Consider the following 13,617-nt stretch of genomic DNA (forward strand, 5'->3'; position numbering starts at 1 on the left):
CCTGGCCGCGCGCGTGCGGGCGGCGCCAGCCGAGGGGGGCGCCCGCCGAGCCGGCGTCCCCTCGTCAGGCCGCGAAGGCCTCGGGGCGCTCGCCGACGCCGTCGAGCGACCACGTCGTGCCCTGCAGGCGCACGGTCGAGATCGAGCAGTTCGGCAGGATCGTCGTGGGCGTCATCTCGGGCGTCAGCTGCCGCAGCAGCGTCGTGATGAATCCGCCGTGGCTCACGACGAGCACCGTGCGCTCGTCGCCTGCCGTCGCATCGGCCGTGACGGTCTCGATGACGTGCGACAGCGCGCGGTCGGCCCGCACGACGGTCTCGGCCGCCTTCTCGCTCTGCCCCGTCTCGTCGAGGTCGGCGATGCCGTCGAAGATGTCGCTCCACGACATGCGGTCGGCGAGCACGCGCATCGCCGACAGCTCACGGTCGACCTCGAGCCCGTGCTGCGCGAAGAGGCGCCCCCACACGACGGCCGACGGCACCTCCTCGTGCCCGCCGAAGTTCCACTCGCGCAGGTCGTCGCGCAGCTCGAGCGACGGCGGCGAGGGATGCGCGGCGAGGATGCCCTCGGCCGTCAGGCGCGTGCGCTCGAGGTCGCTCGAGAAGGCCGCGTCGAGCCGCACGTCCGCGAGCGCGGCGCCGGCAGCGGCGATCTGCTCGCGACCGCGCTCGGTGATCGGCGAGTTCGACCAGCCCTGCATGACATGGGCGACGTTGTACTCGGTCTCGGCGTGCCGCACGATGTGCAGCGTCAGCGAGACGCCGTCGGCGAGCGCGCCGAGCTCATCGGGCAGTCGCTGCCTACCGGTGGTCATGGCCTCGGTCATCGCTTCGACATCCTCTCGAGCATCGCGTTGTAGTCCTGCAGGTCCGCGTCGCCGTCGCGGTCGGCCTTGCGGTCGACGCGGCGCTGCTCGCGTTGGTCGGTGCGCGCCCACAGCACGCAGGTGATGAGCGCGAGCACGATCGTGGGGAACTCGCCGATCGACCAGGCGATGCCGCCGCCGACCTGCTGGTCCTCGAGCGCGTCCACGCCGTTGCCCATCGCGCCGAACCAGTCGGCGAGCAGCAGTCCCTCGCCCGTCATGATCGTGACGCCGAAGAACGCGTGCGCCGCCATCGCGGCGAGCAGCATGACGAGGCGCATGGGGAACGGCGTGCGGTGCGACGACGGGTCGGTGCCGATGAGCGCCTGCACGAACAGGTAGCCCGAGCCGACGAAGTGCACGACCATCCACACGTGACCGAGGTGGTTCTCCATCGCCCAGCGGAACAGCGGCGAGAAGTAGAACACCCACAGGCTCGCCACGAAGATGCCCGTCGAGACGATCGGATGCCCGATCACCTGCATGTAGCGGGAGTGGACGATCGCGAGCAGCCACTCGCGACCGCCGCGCGTGCCGTCGGTGCGCTTCGTCAGCGCGCGCATGCCGAGCGTGATGGGCGCGCCCGGCACGAGCAGCAGCGGCACGGCCATGCCGAGCAGCATGTGGCCGGCCATGTGGAACGAGAACTGGTAGTGCTCGTAGACCGCGAGCGGCCCCGAGGTGACCCATGCGAGCAGGCCGACGCCCGCGAGCCATGAGATGGTGCGCAGCACCGGCCACGCATCGCCGCGACGACGCAGGCGCACGACGCCCGCGACGTAGAAGAAGGCCAGCATGGCGCACACGACGGCCCACAGCGGGTCGAGCGACCACTCCGTGACGAGGCGGCCCAGGTCGAAGGTCGGCGGCAGCGGCGAGCCGGTGAGGATCGTGGCGGGGCTCGAGTCGACGAGCGTCTCGGACACCGGCGTCGGGGTCTGCGCGAGGCCGTTCGCGACGCCCATCGCGACGCCCATGAACGCGAGCTCGGCGACGAGGAACCAGCGCACGCGACCCGTCTCGACCGCGCGAGGGATGAGGCGCGTGCGCTGCCACGCTCCGAAGGCGCCGAGCACGACGAGCAGCACGGTCTTCACGACGACGAGTGCGCCGTACGGGGTCGCGAGCCCTTCCCAGCCCGTGCGGACCCACGCCGAGACGACGCCCGAGAAGCCGACGACCGCGAACGACACGAGCGCGAGCGACGAGTAGCGGCGCATCGCGTCGTGCAGGCTCGGGCTGCGGTCGAGGCGCAGGATCGCGAGATGGATGAGGCCGCCGACCCAGATGCTCACGAACACGAGGTGCAGCCAGAGCGAGCTCGTCGCGAGCGTGTGGTTCTCGGCCGTGCCGGCGTGACCGGCCGCGGCGAGCAGCACGAGCGGCGCCGCCGAGAGCACCGTCACCCACGCGATGCCCGCGGCGGAGCGCACGACGACGAGCAGCGTCGTCACGACGGCGAACGCGAGCGTCGCCGCGCCGAGGTACTGACCGCGCTCGATCTGCGTGAAGAACTGCAGGAAGGAGTCGGTGAACGTCGCGTCGACCGACAGGGGGCTCGTGACGAGGGTGCGGAACGCGAGGAAGGCGACGGCGGCGGATGCGGCGGTCGCGACGCCCGCGGCCGCGGCCGCGACGTCGATGGCTCGATCCCACGCCTTCGAGCCCGGCACGAGCGCGAAGCACGACAGCACGAGCCCGCCGATGAGCGTCGCGGTGGCGATGTCCTGCAGCAGTCGGGCGATGGGCGTGCCCCATCGCACGCCGGCACCGGGGTCGCCGACCGTGAGCGGGGCCGCTCCGCCGCCGAGCTCGAGGGCGATGATGACGGCGACGAGTCCTGCGGCGACGACGGCACCGGGACCGATCAGTCTCGCTCGTGCCACGCATCCAGGGTATCGGCGCACCCTATGCATGCCCGCCCTCGGCCTCACGGTCCCGATCGGTCACGTGTGCCGCCCGATCGGGCAGCAGTGACGCGCCCACCGGCGTGGCACGAACCACACCTGCCCGATCGAGGAGCCGGCCGCACGACGAAGGCCCCCGTCGAGATGACGGGGGCCTGCGTGCGCTGCGAAGCGGTGACTACTTGACGGCAGCCTTGAGCTTCGAGCCAGCGGTCAGCTTGACGCGGTGGCCGGCAGCGATCTTGATCTCGGCGCCCGTCTGCGGGTTGCGGCCCGTGCGGGCAGCGGTCGCGGTGCGCTCGGCCGTGAGGAAGCCGGGGATCGACACCTTGTCGCCCTTGGCGACGGCGCCCGAGATCTCGGCGAACAGCGCGTCGAGCACAGCGCCGACGGTGGCCTGGCTGGCGTCGGTCGACGCGGCGATCTTCGCGACGAGGGTCGTCTTGTTGATGGTCTCTGCCATGGTGTCCTCCTGGACTCGTTCCTGCCCCGCCAGGGCGGGTCGTGCACGGCGGCCCGGTCAGTGCCCGTGCCGCACCGCCACGGTACCCGCGCAGCGCGTGCCGACCGCGCAGGCGGGGCCGACACGCCGGAGATTCCGCGGGATTCCGCGGGATTCAGGGTCGATTCGTGGCAATCCGACCCGAATCGGGCCTTCCATGCATCTCGTCGGCCCGGACGCCGAGCAGCGCGCACGGCCGACCGTCCCGCTCGTTCGCACCGTGCGTGCAGCCCGGATCCAACCTTCGGTGCGGCCTCGGGGATACGGTCGCGACATGCCCCATCCCCTGCGCCGACGACGGCGCGTCACGCTCGCCGCCGCGCTCGCCGTCGGAGCGGTCGCGACCACGACGCTCGCAGCATGCACCCCCGACGCCTCGGGGGCCGGAGCACTCGCACAGCGATACGTCGACCTCATCGCGAGCGCCGACGCCGACGACCTCGAGGCCCTCTGGATGGCCTCCGGCGCCGAGCCGGCGATCGGGAGGGCGGCGGGGCAGCTGCTGCTCGACGCCACGGAGCGCATCGAGGTGCTGGAGGTCGGCGACCCGTCGCCGGCGGCCACCTCGACGTCGGCCGACGGCGTCGGGTCGGACGTCGAGGGGTGGGAGGCCGTGCAGGTGCCCGTGCGCTACGCGCTCGCAGGCACCGAGCACGACGGCGTCGTCGTGCTCGCGCCGCTCGAGGATGCGCCGCGCGGCCTCGAGCGCAGCTGGCGCGTCGTCGCCCCGCTCATGGGCGAGCTCCAGGTGCCCGCGACCGGCATCGCCGGCCTCACGCCCGACGTCTTCGTCGGCGGCACGCGTCTCGAGATCGACTCGGCGTACGCCGGCGCGAGCATCCCGCTGTTCCCCGGCGTCTACGACGTCGATCGTCGCGCCGAGCCGTACCTGGCAGCCGAGACGTCGGCCGTCACGGTCGTGGCCGGCGCGTCGGCAGCGCTCCCCGACCTGCCGCTCGAGCCGACCGACGAGACGGCGACGGTGCTGCAGACCTCCTCCGACGAGCTGTTCGCGCGGTGCGCGCAGGAGCTGATCGAGTGCCCGTTCGACATCGGCGACCTCGCGAGCGACCTCGGCCTCCCCTATCCGTGGCAGGCCGAGGTGACGTCGGCGCCGACGATCACGCTCGGCGATCGGTTCACCCTGACCATCGAGGGCGGGGCGCTGCTCGTGCAGGGTGACGATGGCCCCGTGACGCTCACCTTCTCGGGCAGCGGCCCGTGGTTCATCGACAACCAGTCGTGGCGCCCGTACCTGCCGTACACCGACCTCGCGCTCACGGTGGACGCATCGTGAGGCGCGCGCTGGCCGCCGTCGTCGCCTCCACGCTGGCCCTCGCGGGCTGTGCAGCGACCGACGTCGAGGCCGACCCCACCATCGAGGGTGCGCGCGCCGCGGTCGAGGCGTACGTCGATGCCGTCGCCTCGCTCGACCTCGACACGGCGAACGCCATGACCGATGCCCGCGCCCTCGCGGCGCCGTCCGCCAGCTCGCCGGCCGACGACGTGACCGCCGCGCTGCCGAACGCGATCGCAGCGATCGAGGACCCGTGGATCGCGTACGAGGGGATCGACTTCACACGACTCGACCCCGACGGGCAGGGCGAGACGACCGACGTCGTGTGGTTCACGGTGTCGTTCACGATCGCGGGCATCGCCGGTGCGGACCACGTCCAGGTCACGAGGATCGGCGACGACGAGGGCGACGTCGGCGACTGGCTCGTCACCGATCCGCTGCTCGTCGAGGCCGAGTCGTTCGTCGACGAGACGATCGCCGTGGCGTCGTTCGGCGGCGTCGAGATCGAGACCGTCGGCGGCAACGCCTACCAGCCGGTGTGGGGCTACCCGGCGCTCTACGTCCACGAGGCGATCGCGCTGGCGCCCGACGTGCCCTCCGACGCCGTCGTCACGCCGCTCGAGGTGCCGATCGGCGTGACGATCGAGCCGAGGTGGGACGAGTCGCTGCGGATGCTCCAGGTCGAGGAGCGCTAGCGGCTAGCCCTGCAACGCCGCGACGCGGGCGGCCTCGCGCGCCTCCGCGGCGCTGCGACGGCGGTCGAACCACGGCAGCGTGCGCCCGACGACGGGGCCGACGCCGAAGGCGAAGATGAGCGCGCCGACGCCGAGCGGGCCACCCAGCAGCAGGCCGACGACGAGCACCGAGCCCTCGATGAGCGTGCGCGCGAGCCAGATCGGCCACCGCGTCACGCGCACGATGCCCGTCATGAGGCCGTCGCGCGGCCCCGGGCCGAAGCGCGCCGTGATGTACATGCCGGTCGCGATGGCGAGCACGACGAGCCCGAGCAGGAACAGCGGCACGCGGAACCACCACGTCGCGGGGTCGGCCGTGGGCACGCGCGGCACGATCGCGAGCGTGAGCTCGGCGAAGGGACCCACGAGCAGGCCGTTCACGAGCGTGCCGACGCCCACGCGCTGTCGCAGCGGGATCCAGAGCAGCAGGACCGCGGCCGAGGTGAGGATGATGATGAGCCCGAAGCCCAGGCCCGTCTGCTGCTGGATGCCGAGCGTCAGCACGTCCCACGGCGAGACGCCGATCTCGGCGCGCACCATGAGCCCGATGCCGACGCCGTAGAGCCAGAGGCCGACGACGAGCTGCACGAGGCGGCGGCCGACGTCGCGACGCGAGACGGCCTCGACCGGCAGCACGAGCCGCGTGAGCCATGCAGGCATGGCGAGGCGTCGGCGTGCGGATGCGGCGGGCTGGGTCATGCATGCCAGCATGCGACGAGAGTGGCCCTGGATGCACGGTCCACCGGTGAGCGCGTGGCCCGTGCAATCCGGTCCACTCGGGGGCATGATGGTGCGATGGGATCAAGGCTCGGTCGCCAGCTCGGCGAGTGGTACCAGGGCGGCGCCGTGGCGCAGTCGCTCGCCGACCGCATCCGCATGCTCATCCTCGACGGCCGTCTCACGGTCGGCGAGCGCGTGCCGAGCGAGCGGGCGCTCGCCGCCGAGGTGGGCCGCTCGCGCGCCACCGTCACGAAGGCGTACGAGACGCTCGCCGACGCCGGCTACCTCGCCCGCGTGCACGGCTCCGGCACGCGCGTCGCCCTCCCCCACCGCTCGGCGACGCGCGTGCCCGCCCCCAGCGACGACGTCATCGACCTCACGATCGCATCGGTCGGCTCGACGCCCGGGCTGCACGCCGCGACCGTGCGGGCGCTCGACCGGCTCGCATCGCTGCTCGGCACCCCCGGCTACTCCCTCGACGGGCTGGCCGACCTCCGCGAGCGCATCGCCGCGCGCTACACGCAGCGCGGCCTGCCCACCGACCCGTCGCAGATCGTCGTGACGAGCGGCGCGATGCACGCGCTCACGCTCATCACGGCGGCGTTCGGCGAGCGCGGTCGCGCGGCGATCGTCGAGCAGCCCACGTTCCCGCACGCCATGGATGCGCTGCGCCGCGTCGGCATGCGCCTCGTGCCGACGCCGGTGACGCCAGAGGGGTGGGATCTCGCGCACCTCGCCGGCCGCATCCGCGAGACCAGGCCCGGCATCGTCTACACGATCGCCGACCTGCACAACCCGACCGGCGCGACCATGCCCGACCTCGAGCGCGCGAAGCTCGCCGCGACCGCGCGCAGCGTCGGCGCGCTCGTGATCGTCGACGAGACGTGCGTCGAGCTCGACGTCGATCGCGGCTGGACGCCGCATCCCTTCGCAGCGCACGGCCCGGCGATCAGCATCGGCTCGATGTCGAAGCTCGCGTGGGGCGGCCTGCGCATCGGCTGGATCCGCGCGGACGCACCGCACGTCGAGCGGCTGCTCGCGGTGCGGCCGTCGTTCGACCTCGGCAGCCCGCTGCTCGAGCAGTGCATCGCCACCGAGCTGCTCGACGACATGGAGGGGCTGCTCGCGCACACGCGCCGCCGCCTCACGGCCGGTCGCGCGTCGGTGCGCGCCGGGCTCGCGACGCACCTGCCCGGCGTCGTGATGCCCGCGGTGCCCGGCGGCCTCGCCGCGTGGGTCGACCTCGGCTCGCCGATCTCGACGAACCTGTCGCTCGCCGCCCGCGAGCACGGGCTGCTGCTGCCGCCCGGACCGCGCTTCACGGCGACGGGCGTGCTCGACCGCTTCGCCCGCATCCCCATCACGTGGGAGCCCGAGGTCATGGATGCCGCGATGGAGCGGCTCGGGATGGCGTGGCGCGACCTGCGCGCCGGATCGACGCCGCGCGGCGGCGCCTACGAGGAGCTCGCGGTCGTCTGACCCGCGCTCGGCACGTCGACGGCCCCGGGCGCGGATCGCCCGGGGCCGTCGACGCACCGTCAGGCGGGCGCGGGTCCGTCGCGCAGCTGCTGCTGCGACGACTGCTGCTGCTGCGGCGGCGCAGTCGAGTCGGCCTGCACGCTCGGCGCCTGCTGCTGCCACGCGCGCTGGTCGGCATCCGTCGCCTGCGCCACGGGTGACGCAGGCGCCTGCACGACGGGCGCCGCCACGGGCGCCGCGACGACCCGCGCGGGCTCGCCGCGCACGGCGCGCTCGATGGCGCCGAGCCTGCGCAGCACGAGCACGCCGAACAGCACGACGCCGCCGAGCACGAGCAGCGTGACGATCGACTGGGCGATCGCCGCGCCGTCGATGCCCGGCCCGCCCCCGAATCCGGGTCCTGGGTTCATGGTCCCTCCTCCTGCCGTCCAGCGTCCGCCCGACGGCCTCTCACTGCCTCGCACGGTAGGCACGACGACGATGCGCCCACGGTGGCGCGCATTGGAGACGCACAAGAGCGGGCGCCGGGCGATGGGCGTACCGTCGGACGGATGCGCACGCGAACCCTGACCCTCTCCGCGCTCGCCGGTGCCGGGCTGCTGCTGCTCGGCGGCTGCGCCGCCGGCGACGAGGCACCCGACGCGAGCGAGCCGACCGCGAGCGAGAGCGCCGATCCCAGCGCATCCGCCTCCCCCGCGCCCACCGAGATCACGCCCGGCGCCACGGCCGAGACCCTCGCGGGCACGTCGTGGTTCGGCACCGCCGAGGGCGTCGCCGAGGTGACGTTCACGCTGAACGCCGACGGCACCGTCGACTTCGAGAGCTTCAACGGCCAGCCGTTCGACGCCCCGACCGACGTGTGGAGCGTCGACGGCGAGACGTTCTCGCTCACGATCTCGCAGCTGCAGGCGCCCACGGGCGAGGTCGTCGACATCGTCTTCACGGGCACCGCCGCGACCGGTGGCATGGAGCTCGTCGGCGACGACGGCAGCGGCACGCAGTACGCGATGACGATCGCCCAGGTCTGAGGCGAGCGGCGCACGCACCTAGGCTCGAGACCATGGGCATCGGCGCGACCATCCACACGTTCGACGTGGCGCTCGCCGACGTCGACCGCGGCGTCTACGACGACCTCTCGTTCAAGGTCGCGCAGCACCCGTCGGAGACGCTCGCGTTCCTCACGACCCGGGTGCTCGCGTACCTGCTCGAGTTCGAGGAGGGCATCGCGTTCGGCGACTCCCTCTCGGGCGGCGACGAGCCGGCCGTGCTCGTGCGCGACCTCACCGGTGCGCTGCAGGCGTGGATCGAGGTGGGCGCGCCCGAGGCCGACCGCATCCACCGCGGCAGCATGGCCGCCGAGCGCTGCGCCGTCTACACGCACCGCGACCCCGACAAGGTGGCCGGCCGGTGGGCGGGCAAGCGCATCCACAAGGCAGAGCACGTGCGGCTCGTGTCGTTCGACGACGGGTTCGTGGATGCGGTCGCAGACGCGATCGCGCGCCGCACGACCATGGCGTTCTCGGTGACCGAGGGCGTCGTCTACGCCGAGGTGAACGGCACGACGCTCTCGAGCGCGATCCACGAGCGCCGCGCAGGCTGATGCAGCCCGAGCGCGGCACGCTCTCGTCGCTCGTCGTCGCGGGCGTCGCGCTCATCGCGTGCTGCTACGGCCTCGCCCGATTCGCGTACGGGCTCTTCGCGCCCGACTTCGCGCGCGACTTCGCCCTCACGCCCGCCCTCTCCGGCCTCATCGGCTCGGGCGGGTACGTCGGCTACTGCGTCGCGATCGTCGCGAGCACCGTCGCGACGCCACGGCTCGGCGCACGCCGCGTCGCGGTGGCTGCGGGCGTGCTCGCGACGGCGGGCATCGCGACGGTCGCGGCCGCGCCGAATGCGACGGTGCTCGCGATCGGCATCCTCGTCGCCGGCTCGAGCACGGGCGTGGCCTCGCCGCCGCTCGCCGCAGCCGTCGCCGCCGCCATCCGCGAGCGGTCGCGCGACGCCGCGCAGACGATCGTCAACGCCGGCACGGGCATCGGCGTGCTCGTGTCGGGCCCCGTCGCGGTGCTGCTCGCCGACGACTGGCGCGTCGCGTGGACGATCTTCGCGGTCGTCGCCGCCGGCGTCACCGTCTGGGCGGCGTTCGCCGTGCCGGATGCTCGCCCAGAGGCGGGCGGGTCGACGGCGTCGCCCGTGCGGCCGTCGCGACCGCTCGCGCTGCTCGTCGCCGCCGCAGCGACGATGGGCGTCGGCAGCATCGGCGTGTGGACGTTCGGCAGGCAGGCGGTGCTCGACGCCGGTGCCGCGGACTGGGTCGCCCCGGCCGTCTGGACGGCGATCGGCGCTGCCGGGGTGCTCGGCGCCTTCGCCGGCGCGCTCATCGCCCGCATCGGCATCCGCTGGTCGTGGGCGCTCGGCATGGTCGCGATGGCGGCCGGCGGGGCAGCGCTCGCGCTGCTCGCGGCGAGTCCCGTCGCGGCGCTCGCCGCCGGGGCGGTCTTCGGCGCCGCCTACATCGCGCTCACGGGCGTGCTGCTCGTGTGGTCGACGCGGCTCGTGCCGGGCCGGGCGGCGTTCGGCGTCGGCCTCGCCTTCCTCGCGATCGCCGTGGGCCAGGCGATCGGCGCTCCCGTCGTCGGCGTCGTGGCCGACGCGGTGCCGCTCGCGGCCGTGCTCGTCGGATGCGCTGCGATCGCAGCCGTCGGCGCGGTGCTCGCGCCGCGGCGCATGCCCGCGCCCTGACCGGCGCGGCGTCCGCGGCTCAGGCGGCCGCGACCGTGCGCCGCATGACCGTGTTCCTCAACCCCTTCGGGCGCACGAACGCGAACCCGGCCGCCTCGTACATCGCGCGCGTGCCGTTGTAGACGAACGAGTTGCTCATGCGCTTCTCGTCGACCTCGTGCGGGTAGCCCTCGACGACGCCGCCGCCCGCCGCGGCGATGAGGTCGAGCGCCCCGTCGAGCGCCGTGCGGGCGAGACCGTTCCGCCGGAACCGCTTGTCGACGAAGATGCACGTCACCCGGTAGTCGGGCACGGCATCAGACTCCGCGTCGTACTGCTTGCGGTGGTGGATGTTCGGCAGCTCGGCGGGCGTGCCGAACTCCGCCCACGCCACGGCCTCGCCGTCGACCATCACGAGCGCCGCGTGGGCGACGCCCGCCTCGACGAGCTGCCGCTTCGCCTTCCTGCTGCCCTCGTAGCCGGGCTCACGGGCCGGGCAGTCGTGGAAGTAGGTGCACCAGCAGCCGCCGAAGATGCCGCCGTGCCGCTCGACGAGGCCTGCGAACGCATCCCACGTGTCGACCGACAGCGGCTCGATGGTGTGCGCGACCTGCGTCATGAGCGCGAGCCTAGGTCGGATGCGGGCGGGCGTCCACGCATGGCGCCAGACGTCGCGCGTAGGGTGCGCTGCATGGAGATGCTCACTGGCTCGCACCTCGTCGAGGCCGGCCTCGACGACTGGCGTCACCTCGCGCAGGGGCTGCATGCACGATTCGCCGTCGACGGGCTCGCCACCGGGGCTGCCCTCGCGACGGGCGTCGCCGACGTGGCGAGCGCGGACCACGACCACGTGCGCCTGACGATGGGGCACGCGCACGTCGACGTGCGCCTCGCCAGCCCGGACGCCACGTTCCGCGACGGGTCGGGCGTCGAGCACGTCGTCGAGTGGATCACCCAGCGCGACCTCGACCTCGCGCGGGCGATCTCGGCGCTCGCCGCATCGTCGGGCGCGACGGCCGAGCCCGATGCGGTCGTCGCGGTCGAGCTGGGTCTCGACGTCGCCTCGTCTGCCACGGTCGCACCCGTGTGGGCCGCGCTGCTCGCGGGCGACCCCGCCGCGCGAGGCAGGGGCACGCCCACCGACGAGGTCCGCGATGCGACGGGACGCGTGCCGAACCTGTGGTTCGGCGGGCGCGACGATGCCGCAGCCTCGCCGTGGCATCTCGAGCTCTACGTCTCGGCAGCCGAGTCAGGTCGTCGCATCGCTGCAGCCGTCGCCGCCGGCGGCGCGATCGTCGACGACGCCCAGGCACCCGGCATGACCGTCGTCGCCGACCAGGAGGGCAACCGCTGCGTCGTGTGCGTGCAGGTCGACGCCGCGACCTGACGCGACGTCGTGCACCTCGCCCGCACGACGAAGGCCCCCGACCGTCAGGATCGGGGGCCTTCGTGCTGCTGTGATCAGCGGCGGCTGGTGCCTACCAGCTCGACTTGGTCACGCCGGGCAGCTCGCCACGGTGCGCCATCATGCGGAAGCGCACACGCGAGATGCCGTACTGGCCGACGTGGCCGCGGGGGCGGCCGTCGATGGCGTCGCGCTTGCGCACGCGCACGGGCGAGGCGTTGCGGGGCAGCTTCTGGAGACCCAGGCGGGCCTCCTCGCGCGACTCGTCGGTGCCGTTCGGGTCGACGAGCGCCTTCTTGAGGGCAGCCCGCTTCTCGGCGTAGCGCGCGACGATGACCTTGCGCTGCTCGTTCTTCGCGATCATGGACTTCTTGGCCATGTCAGCGCTCCTCTCGGAACTCGACGTGCTTGCGCACGACGGGGTCGTACTTCTTCAGCACGAGACGGTCGGGGTTGTTGCGACGGTTCTTCTTCGTCACGTAGGTGTAGCCGGTGCCGGCAGTCGAGCGGAGCTTGATGATCGGACGAACGTCCTGTGCCTTCTTGGCCATCAGAGCTTCACCCCCTTCTTCTGCAGGTCACGGACGACGGACTCGATGCCGCGCGCGTCGATCACCTTGATGCCCTTGGCGGACAGGGTGAGCGTCACGTTCTTGCGGAGCGAGGGGACGTAGTACGTCTTCTTCTGCACGTTCGGGTCGAAGCGGCGCTTCGTCCGGCGGTGCGAGTGCGAGATTGCGTGACCGAAGCCGGGAACGGCTCCAGTCACCTGGCACACTGCTGCCATGGTTCCTCCAGGGGTACCGTGAGGCCTTCGGCCTCACCCAAGATCACTTGCCTGCGCGCCCAGTCCCGCTCCGAGGAACGGCTTGGGAAGCGCCGTGCGGCGACGCCACACAAACGACCATCCTACGACACGCCCGGGCTGCCGCGCCACCGCGGCGTGGCGCGACAGGGATGCGGTCGCGGTCAGAGCCAGCGCTTGCCGCGGAAGACCGCGTACAGCCCGACGCTCGTGGCGACCATGAGGCCCAGCGCCATCGGGTAGCCGAACGCCCACTCGAGCTCGGGCATGTGCTCGAAGTTCATGCCGTAGATGCCGGCGACGAGGGTGGGGCCGAAGAGGATGGCCGCCCATCCCGAGATCTTCTTCACGCTCTCGTTCTGCTCGAGCGCCGTCTCGGTGTGCCGCTCTGTCACGAGCGTCGCGTTCACCGTGAGGGCGTTCTGCAGCCCGACGCGGAAGGTCGCCATCTTCTCGGTCGTGCGAATGACGTGGTCGAGCACGTCGCGCAGCGCGCGCCGCAGCTCGAGGTCGACGGACTGCTGCTCGGCGCCGTCCCGCAGGCCCTCGAGCATGTCGACGAGCGGCACCGTGGCGCGCTGCACCGCCACGACCTCGCGGGCCAGCTCGTAGATGCGCCGCGCGAGACCGGCCTCGCCGCCCTGGAACAGCGCGTCGTCGATCTCGTCGATGTCGTCCTGCAGCCCTCGCGTCACCGGGTCGTAGCCGTCGACGACCTCGTCGAGGATCGCGTAGAGCACCGCCTCGGGCCCCTTCGCGAGCAGCTCGGGCTCGGCCTCCATGCGCGCGCGGACCTTGCCGAGGTCGGGGCCCTCCGCATGGCGCACCGTGACGACGAAGTCCGGCCCCACGAAGACGTGCAGCTCGCCGAGGTCGACCGTCTCGCTCGCGTCGAGGTACCGGGCGGGCCGCAGCACGACGAAGAGCGTGTCGCCGTATCGCTCGAGCTTCGCGCGCTGGTGTCCGTCGAGCGCATCCTCGACGGCGAGCGGATGCAGCGACAGCTCGTCGGCGACCCGCTGCAGCTCGTCGGGCGTCGGCCGCAGCAGCCCGATCCAGGCCATGCCGCCCGCCGCGCGCATGTGCTCGAACGTCTCGTCGAGGCTTGCGGGGTCGTCGATGCGTCGCCCGGCGACGTACACGGCGTTGTCGATGATCGGCACGCGCTCATCCTCGCGCGCT

General features: G+C 72.9%; 17 protein-coding genes. 7 read left to right on the top strand and 10 right to left on the bottom strand.

Annotated features, from left to right (window positions below; genetic code table 11):
* Positions 1-64: 64 nt before the first annotated feature.
* From FS793_RS09935 to FS793_RS09945, 3 genes are all read right to left on the bottom strand, one after another.
* Positions 65-826 (bottom strand): histidine phosphatase family protein, encoded by a 762-nt coding sequence (locus FS793_RS09935; RefSeq protein ID WP_144720319.1) that lies wholly within the window; start codon positions 824-826, stop codon positions 65-67.
* Positions 823-2,751, bottom strand: a complete 1,929-nt coding sequence (locus FS793_RS09940) for a bifunctional copper resistance protein CopD/cytochrome c oxidase assembly protein (RefSeq protein WP_260980105.1) — start codon at positions 2,749-2,751, stop codon at positions 823-825. The genes FS793_RS09935 and FS793_RS09940 overlap by 4 nt, the downstream gene beginning before the upstream one ends.
* Positions 2,752-2,950: 199 nt before the next feature.
* Complete coding sequence (locus FS793_RS09945) at positions 2,951-3,235, bottom strand: HU family DNA-binding protein (RefSeq protein WP_092503791.1); 285 nt, start codon at positions 3,233-3,235, stop codon at positions 2,951-2,953.
* Between the two features lie 313 nt (positions 3,236-3,548).
* Between FS793_RS09945 and FS793_RS09950 the strand changes: the two genes are divergently transcribed.
* Together FS793_RS09950 and FS793_RS09955 are read left to right on the top strand one after the other, a co-directional pair.
* On the top strand, positions 3,549-4,571 hold the full coding sequence (locus FS793_RS09950) for a hypothetical protein (RefSeq protein WP_144720320.1): 1,023 nt from the start codon (positions 3,549-3,551) through the stop codon (positions 4,569-4,571).
* Positions 4,568-5,266 carry a hypothetical protein gene (locus tag FS793_RS09955; RefSeq protein ID WP_144720321.1) on the top strand — a complete coding sequence of 233 codons (699 nt, stop codon included), beginning with the start codon at positions 4,568-4,570 and terminating at the stop codon, positions 5,264-5,266. Before FS793_RS09950 ends, FS793_RS09955 begins: the two co-directional genes overlap by 4 nt.
* Before the next feature lie 3 nt (positions 5,267-5,269).
* Here the strand turns inward: FS793_RS09955 and yczE are convergent, their stop codons facing one another.
* The gene (gene yczE, locus FS793_RS09960) at positions 5,270-6,004 is read right to left on the bottom strand and encodes a membrane protein YczE (protein WP_260980106.1); all 735 of its coding nucleotides are present in this window, start codon (positions 6,002-6,004) and stop codon (positions 5,270-5,272) included.
* 96 nt (positions 6,005-6,100) lie between these two features.
* Here yczE and yczR point away from each other — a divergent pair, with 96 nt between their 5' ends.
* Positions 6,101-7,504 (top strand): MocR-like transcription factor YczR, encoded by a 1,404-nt coding sequence (yczR, locus tag FS793_RS09965; RefSeq protein WP_144720322.1) that lies wholly within the window; start codon positions 6,101-6,103, stop codon positions 7,502-7,504.
* Positions 7,505-7,563: 59 nt separating this feature from the next.
* Here the strand turns inward: yczR and FS793_RS09970 are convergent, their stop codons facing one another.
* Positions 7,564-7,914, bottom strand: a complete 351-nt coding sequence (locus FS793_RS09970) for a hypothetical protein (RefSeq protein WP_144720323.1) — start codon at positions 7,912-7,914, stop codon at positions 7,564-7,566.
* A gap of 141 nt (positions 7,915-8,055) precedes the next feature.
* Between FS793_RS09970 and FS793_RS09975 the strand changes: the two genes are divergently transcribed.
* The 3 genes from FS793_RS09975 to FS793_RS09985 are packed head-to-tail and all read left to right on the top strand — an operon-like array spanning position 8,056 to position 10,246.
* Complete coding sequence (locus tag FS793_RS09975) at positions 8,056-8,532, top strand: hypothetical protein (protein ID WP_144720324.1); 477 nt, start codon at positions 8,056-8,058, stop codon at positions 8,530-8,532.
* Positions 8,533-8,564: 32 nt separating this feature from the next.
* A complete protein-coding gene (locus FS793_RS09980; RefSeq protein WP_144720325.1) occupies positions 8,565-9,104 on the top strand; it encodes a YaeQ family protein in 540 nt (179 codons plus the stop codon).
* Positions 9,104-10,246: an MFS transporter gene (locus FS793_RS09985; protein WP_144720326.1), complete on the top strand. Its 1,143-nt coding sequence runs from the start codon at positions 9,104-9,106 to the stop codon at positions 10,244-10,246. The genes FS793_RS09980 and FS793_RS09985 overlap by 1 nt, the downstream gene beginning before the upstream one ends.
* 19 nt (positions 10,247-10,265) lie before the next feature.
* On the opposite strand, the gene FS793_RS09990 is transcribed toward FS793_RS09985, so the two are convergent.
* Positions 10,266-10,844, bottom strand: a complete 579-nt coding sequence (locus FS793_RS09990; RefSeq protein WP_144720327.1) for a GNAT family N-acetyltransferase — start codon at positions 10,842-10,844, stop codon at positions 10,266-10,268.
* Positions 10,845-10,916: 72 nt separating this feature from the next.
* On the opposite strand from FS793_RS09990, the gene FS793_RS09995 reads away from it, so the two are divergent.
* On the top strand, positions 10,917-11,612 hold the full coding sequence (locus tag FS793_RS09995) for a 4a-hydroxytetrahydrobiopterin dehydratase (protein ID WP_144720328.1): 696 nt from the start codon (positions 10,917-10,919) through the stop codon (positions 11,610-11,612).
* A gap of 91 nt (positions 11,613-11,703) precedes the next feature.
* Here the strand turns inward: FS793_RS09995 and rpsN are convergent, their stop codons facing one another.
* The 4 genes from rpsN to FS793_RS10015 form a co-directional block, all read right to left on the bottom strand.
* Positions 11,704-12,009 (bottom strand): 30S ribosomal protein S14, encoded by a 306-nt coding sequence (rpsN, locus tag FS793_RS10000; RefSeq protein WP_144720329.1) that lies wholly within the window; start codon positions 12,007-12,009, stop codon positions 11,704-11,706.
* Position 12,010: 1 nt separating this feature from the next.
* Complete coding sequence (gene rpmG, locus FS793_RS10005) at positions 12,011-12,181, bottom strand: 50S ribosomal protein L33 (protein WP_092503806.1); 171 nt, start codon at positions 12,179-12,181, stop codon at positions 12,011-12,013.
* Positions 12,181-12,417, bottom strand: coding sequence for a 50S ribosomal protein L28 (gene rpmB, locus FS793_RS10010; protein WP_092503808.1), 237 nt, complete (start codon positions 12,415-12,417; stop codon positions 12,181-12,183). The genes rpmG and rpmB overlap by 1 nt, the downstream gene beginning before the upstream one ends.
* Positions 12,418-12,599: 182 nt before the next feature.
* Entirely contained in the window at positions 12,600-13,598 is a 999-nt protein-coding gene (locus FS793_RS10015; RefSeq protein ID WP_144720330.1) for a magnesium and cobalt transport protein CorA, read from the bottom strand.
* Positions 13,599-13,617: the final 19 nt, after the last annotated feature.

It is taken from the genome of Agrococcus jejuensis, from assembly GCF_007679035.1.
Lineage (GTDB): Bacteria > Actinomycetota > Actinomycetes > Actinomycetales > Microbacteriaceae > Agrococcus > Agrococcus jejuensis_A.

What these genes read in the sequence shown, in the direction of transcription:
- FS793_RS09935 (WP_144720319.1), bottom strand. Translation starts at nt 826, where the DNA reads ATGACCGAGGCCATGACCACCGGTAGGCAGCGACTGCCCGATGAGCTC.
- FS793_RS09945 (WP_092503791.1), bottom strand. Translation starts at nt 3,235, where the DNA reads ATGGCAGAGACCATCAACAAGACGACCCTCGTCGCGAAGATCGCCGCG.
- FS793_RS09950 (WP_144720320.1), top strand. Translation starts at nt 3,549, where the DNA reads ATGCCCCATCCCCTGCGCCGACGACGGCGCGTCACGCTCGCCGCCGCG.
- yczE (WP_260980106.1), bottom strand. Translation starts at nt 6,004, where the DNA reads ATGACCCAGCCCGCCGCATCCGCACGCCGACGCCTCGCCATGCCTGCA.
- yczR (WP_144720322.1), top strand. Translation starts at nt 6,101, where the DNA reads ATGGGATCAAGGCTCGGTCGCCAGCTCGGCGAGTGGTACCAGGGCGGC.
- FS793_RS09970 (WP_144720323.1), bottom strand. Translation starts at nt 7,914, where the DNA reads ATGAACCCAGGACCCGGATTCGGGGGCGGGCCGGGCATCGACGGCGCG.
- FS793_RS09975 (WP_144720324.1), top strand. Translation starts at nt 8,056, where the DNA reads ATGCGCACGCGAACCCTGACCCTCTCCGCGCTCGCCGGTGCCGGGCTG.
- FS793_RS09980 (WP_144720325.1), top strand. Translation starts at nt 8,565, where the DNA reads ATGGGCATCGGCGCGACCATCCACACGTTCGACGTGGCGCTCGCCGAC.
- FS793_RS09985 (WP_144720326.1), top strand. Translation starts at nt 9,104, where the DNA reads ATGCAGCCCGAGCGCGGCACGCTCTCGTCGCTCGTCGTCGCGGGCGTC.
- FS793_RS09990 (WP_144720327.1), bottom strand. Translation starts at nt 10,844, where the DNA reads ATGACGCAGGTCGCGCACACCATCGAGCCGCTGTCGGTCGACACGTGG.
- FS793_RS09995 (WP_144720328.1), top strand. Translation starts at nt 10,917, where the DNA reads ATGGAGATGCTCACTGGCTCGCACCTCGTCGAGGCCGGCCTCGACGAC.
- rpsN (WP_144720329.1), bottom strand. Translation starts at nt 12,009, where the DNA reads ATGGCCAAGAAGTCCATGATCGCGAAGAACGAGCAGCGCAAGGTCATC.
- rpmG (WP_092503806.1), bottom strand. Translation starts at nt 12,181, where the DNA reads ATGGCCAAGAAGGCACAGGACGTTCGTCCGATCATCAAGCTCCGCTCG.
- rpmB (WP_092503808.1), bottom strand. Translation starts at nt 12,417, where the DNA reads ATGGCAGCAGTGTGCCAGGTGACTGGAGCCGTTCCCGGCTTCGGTCAC.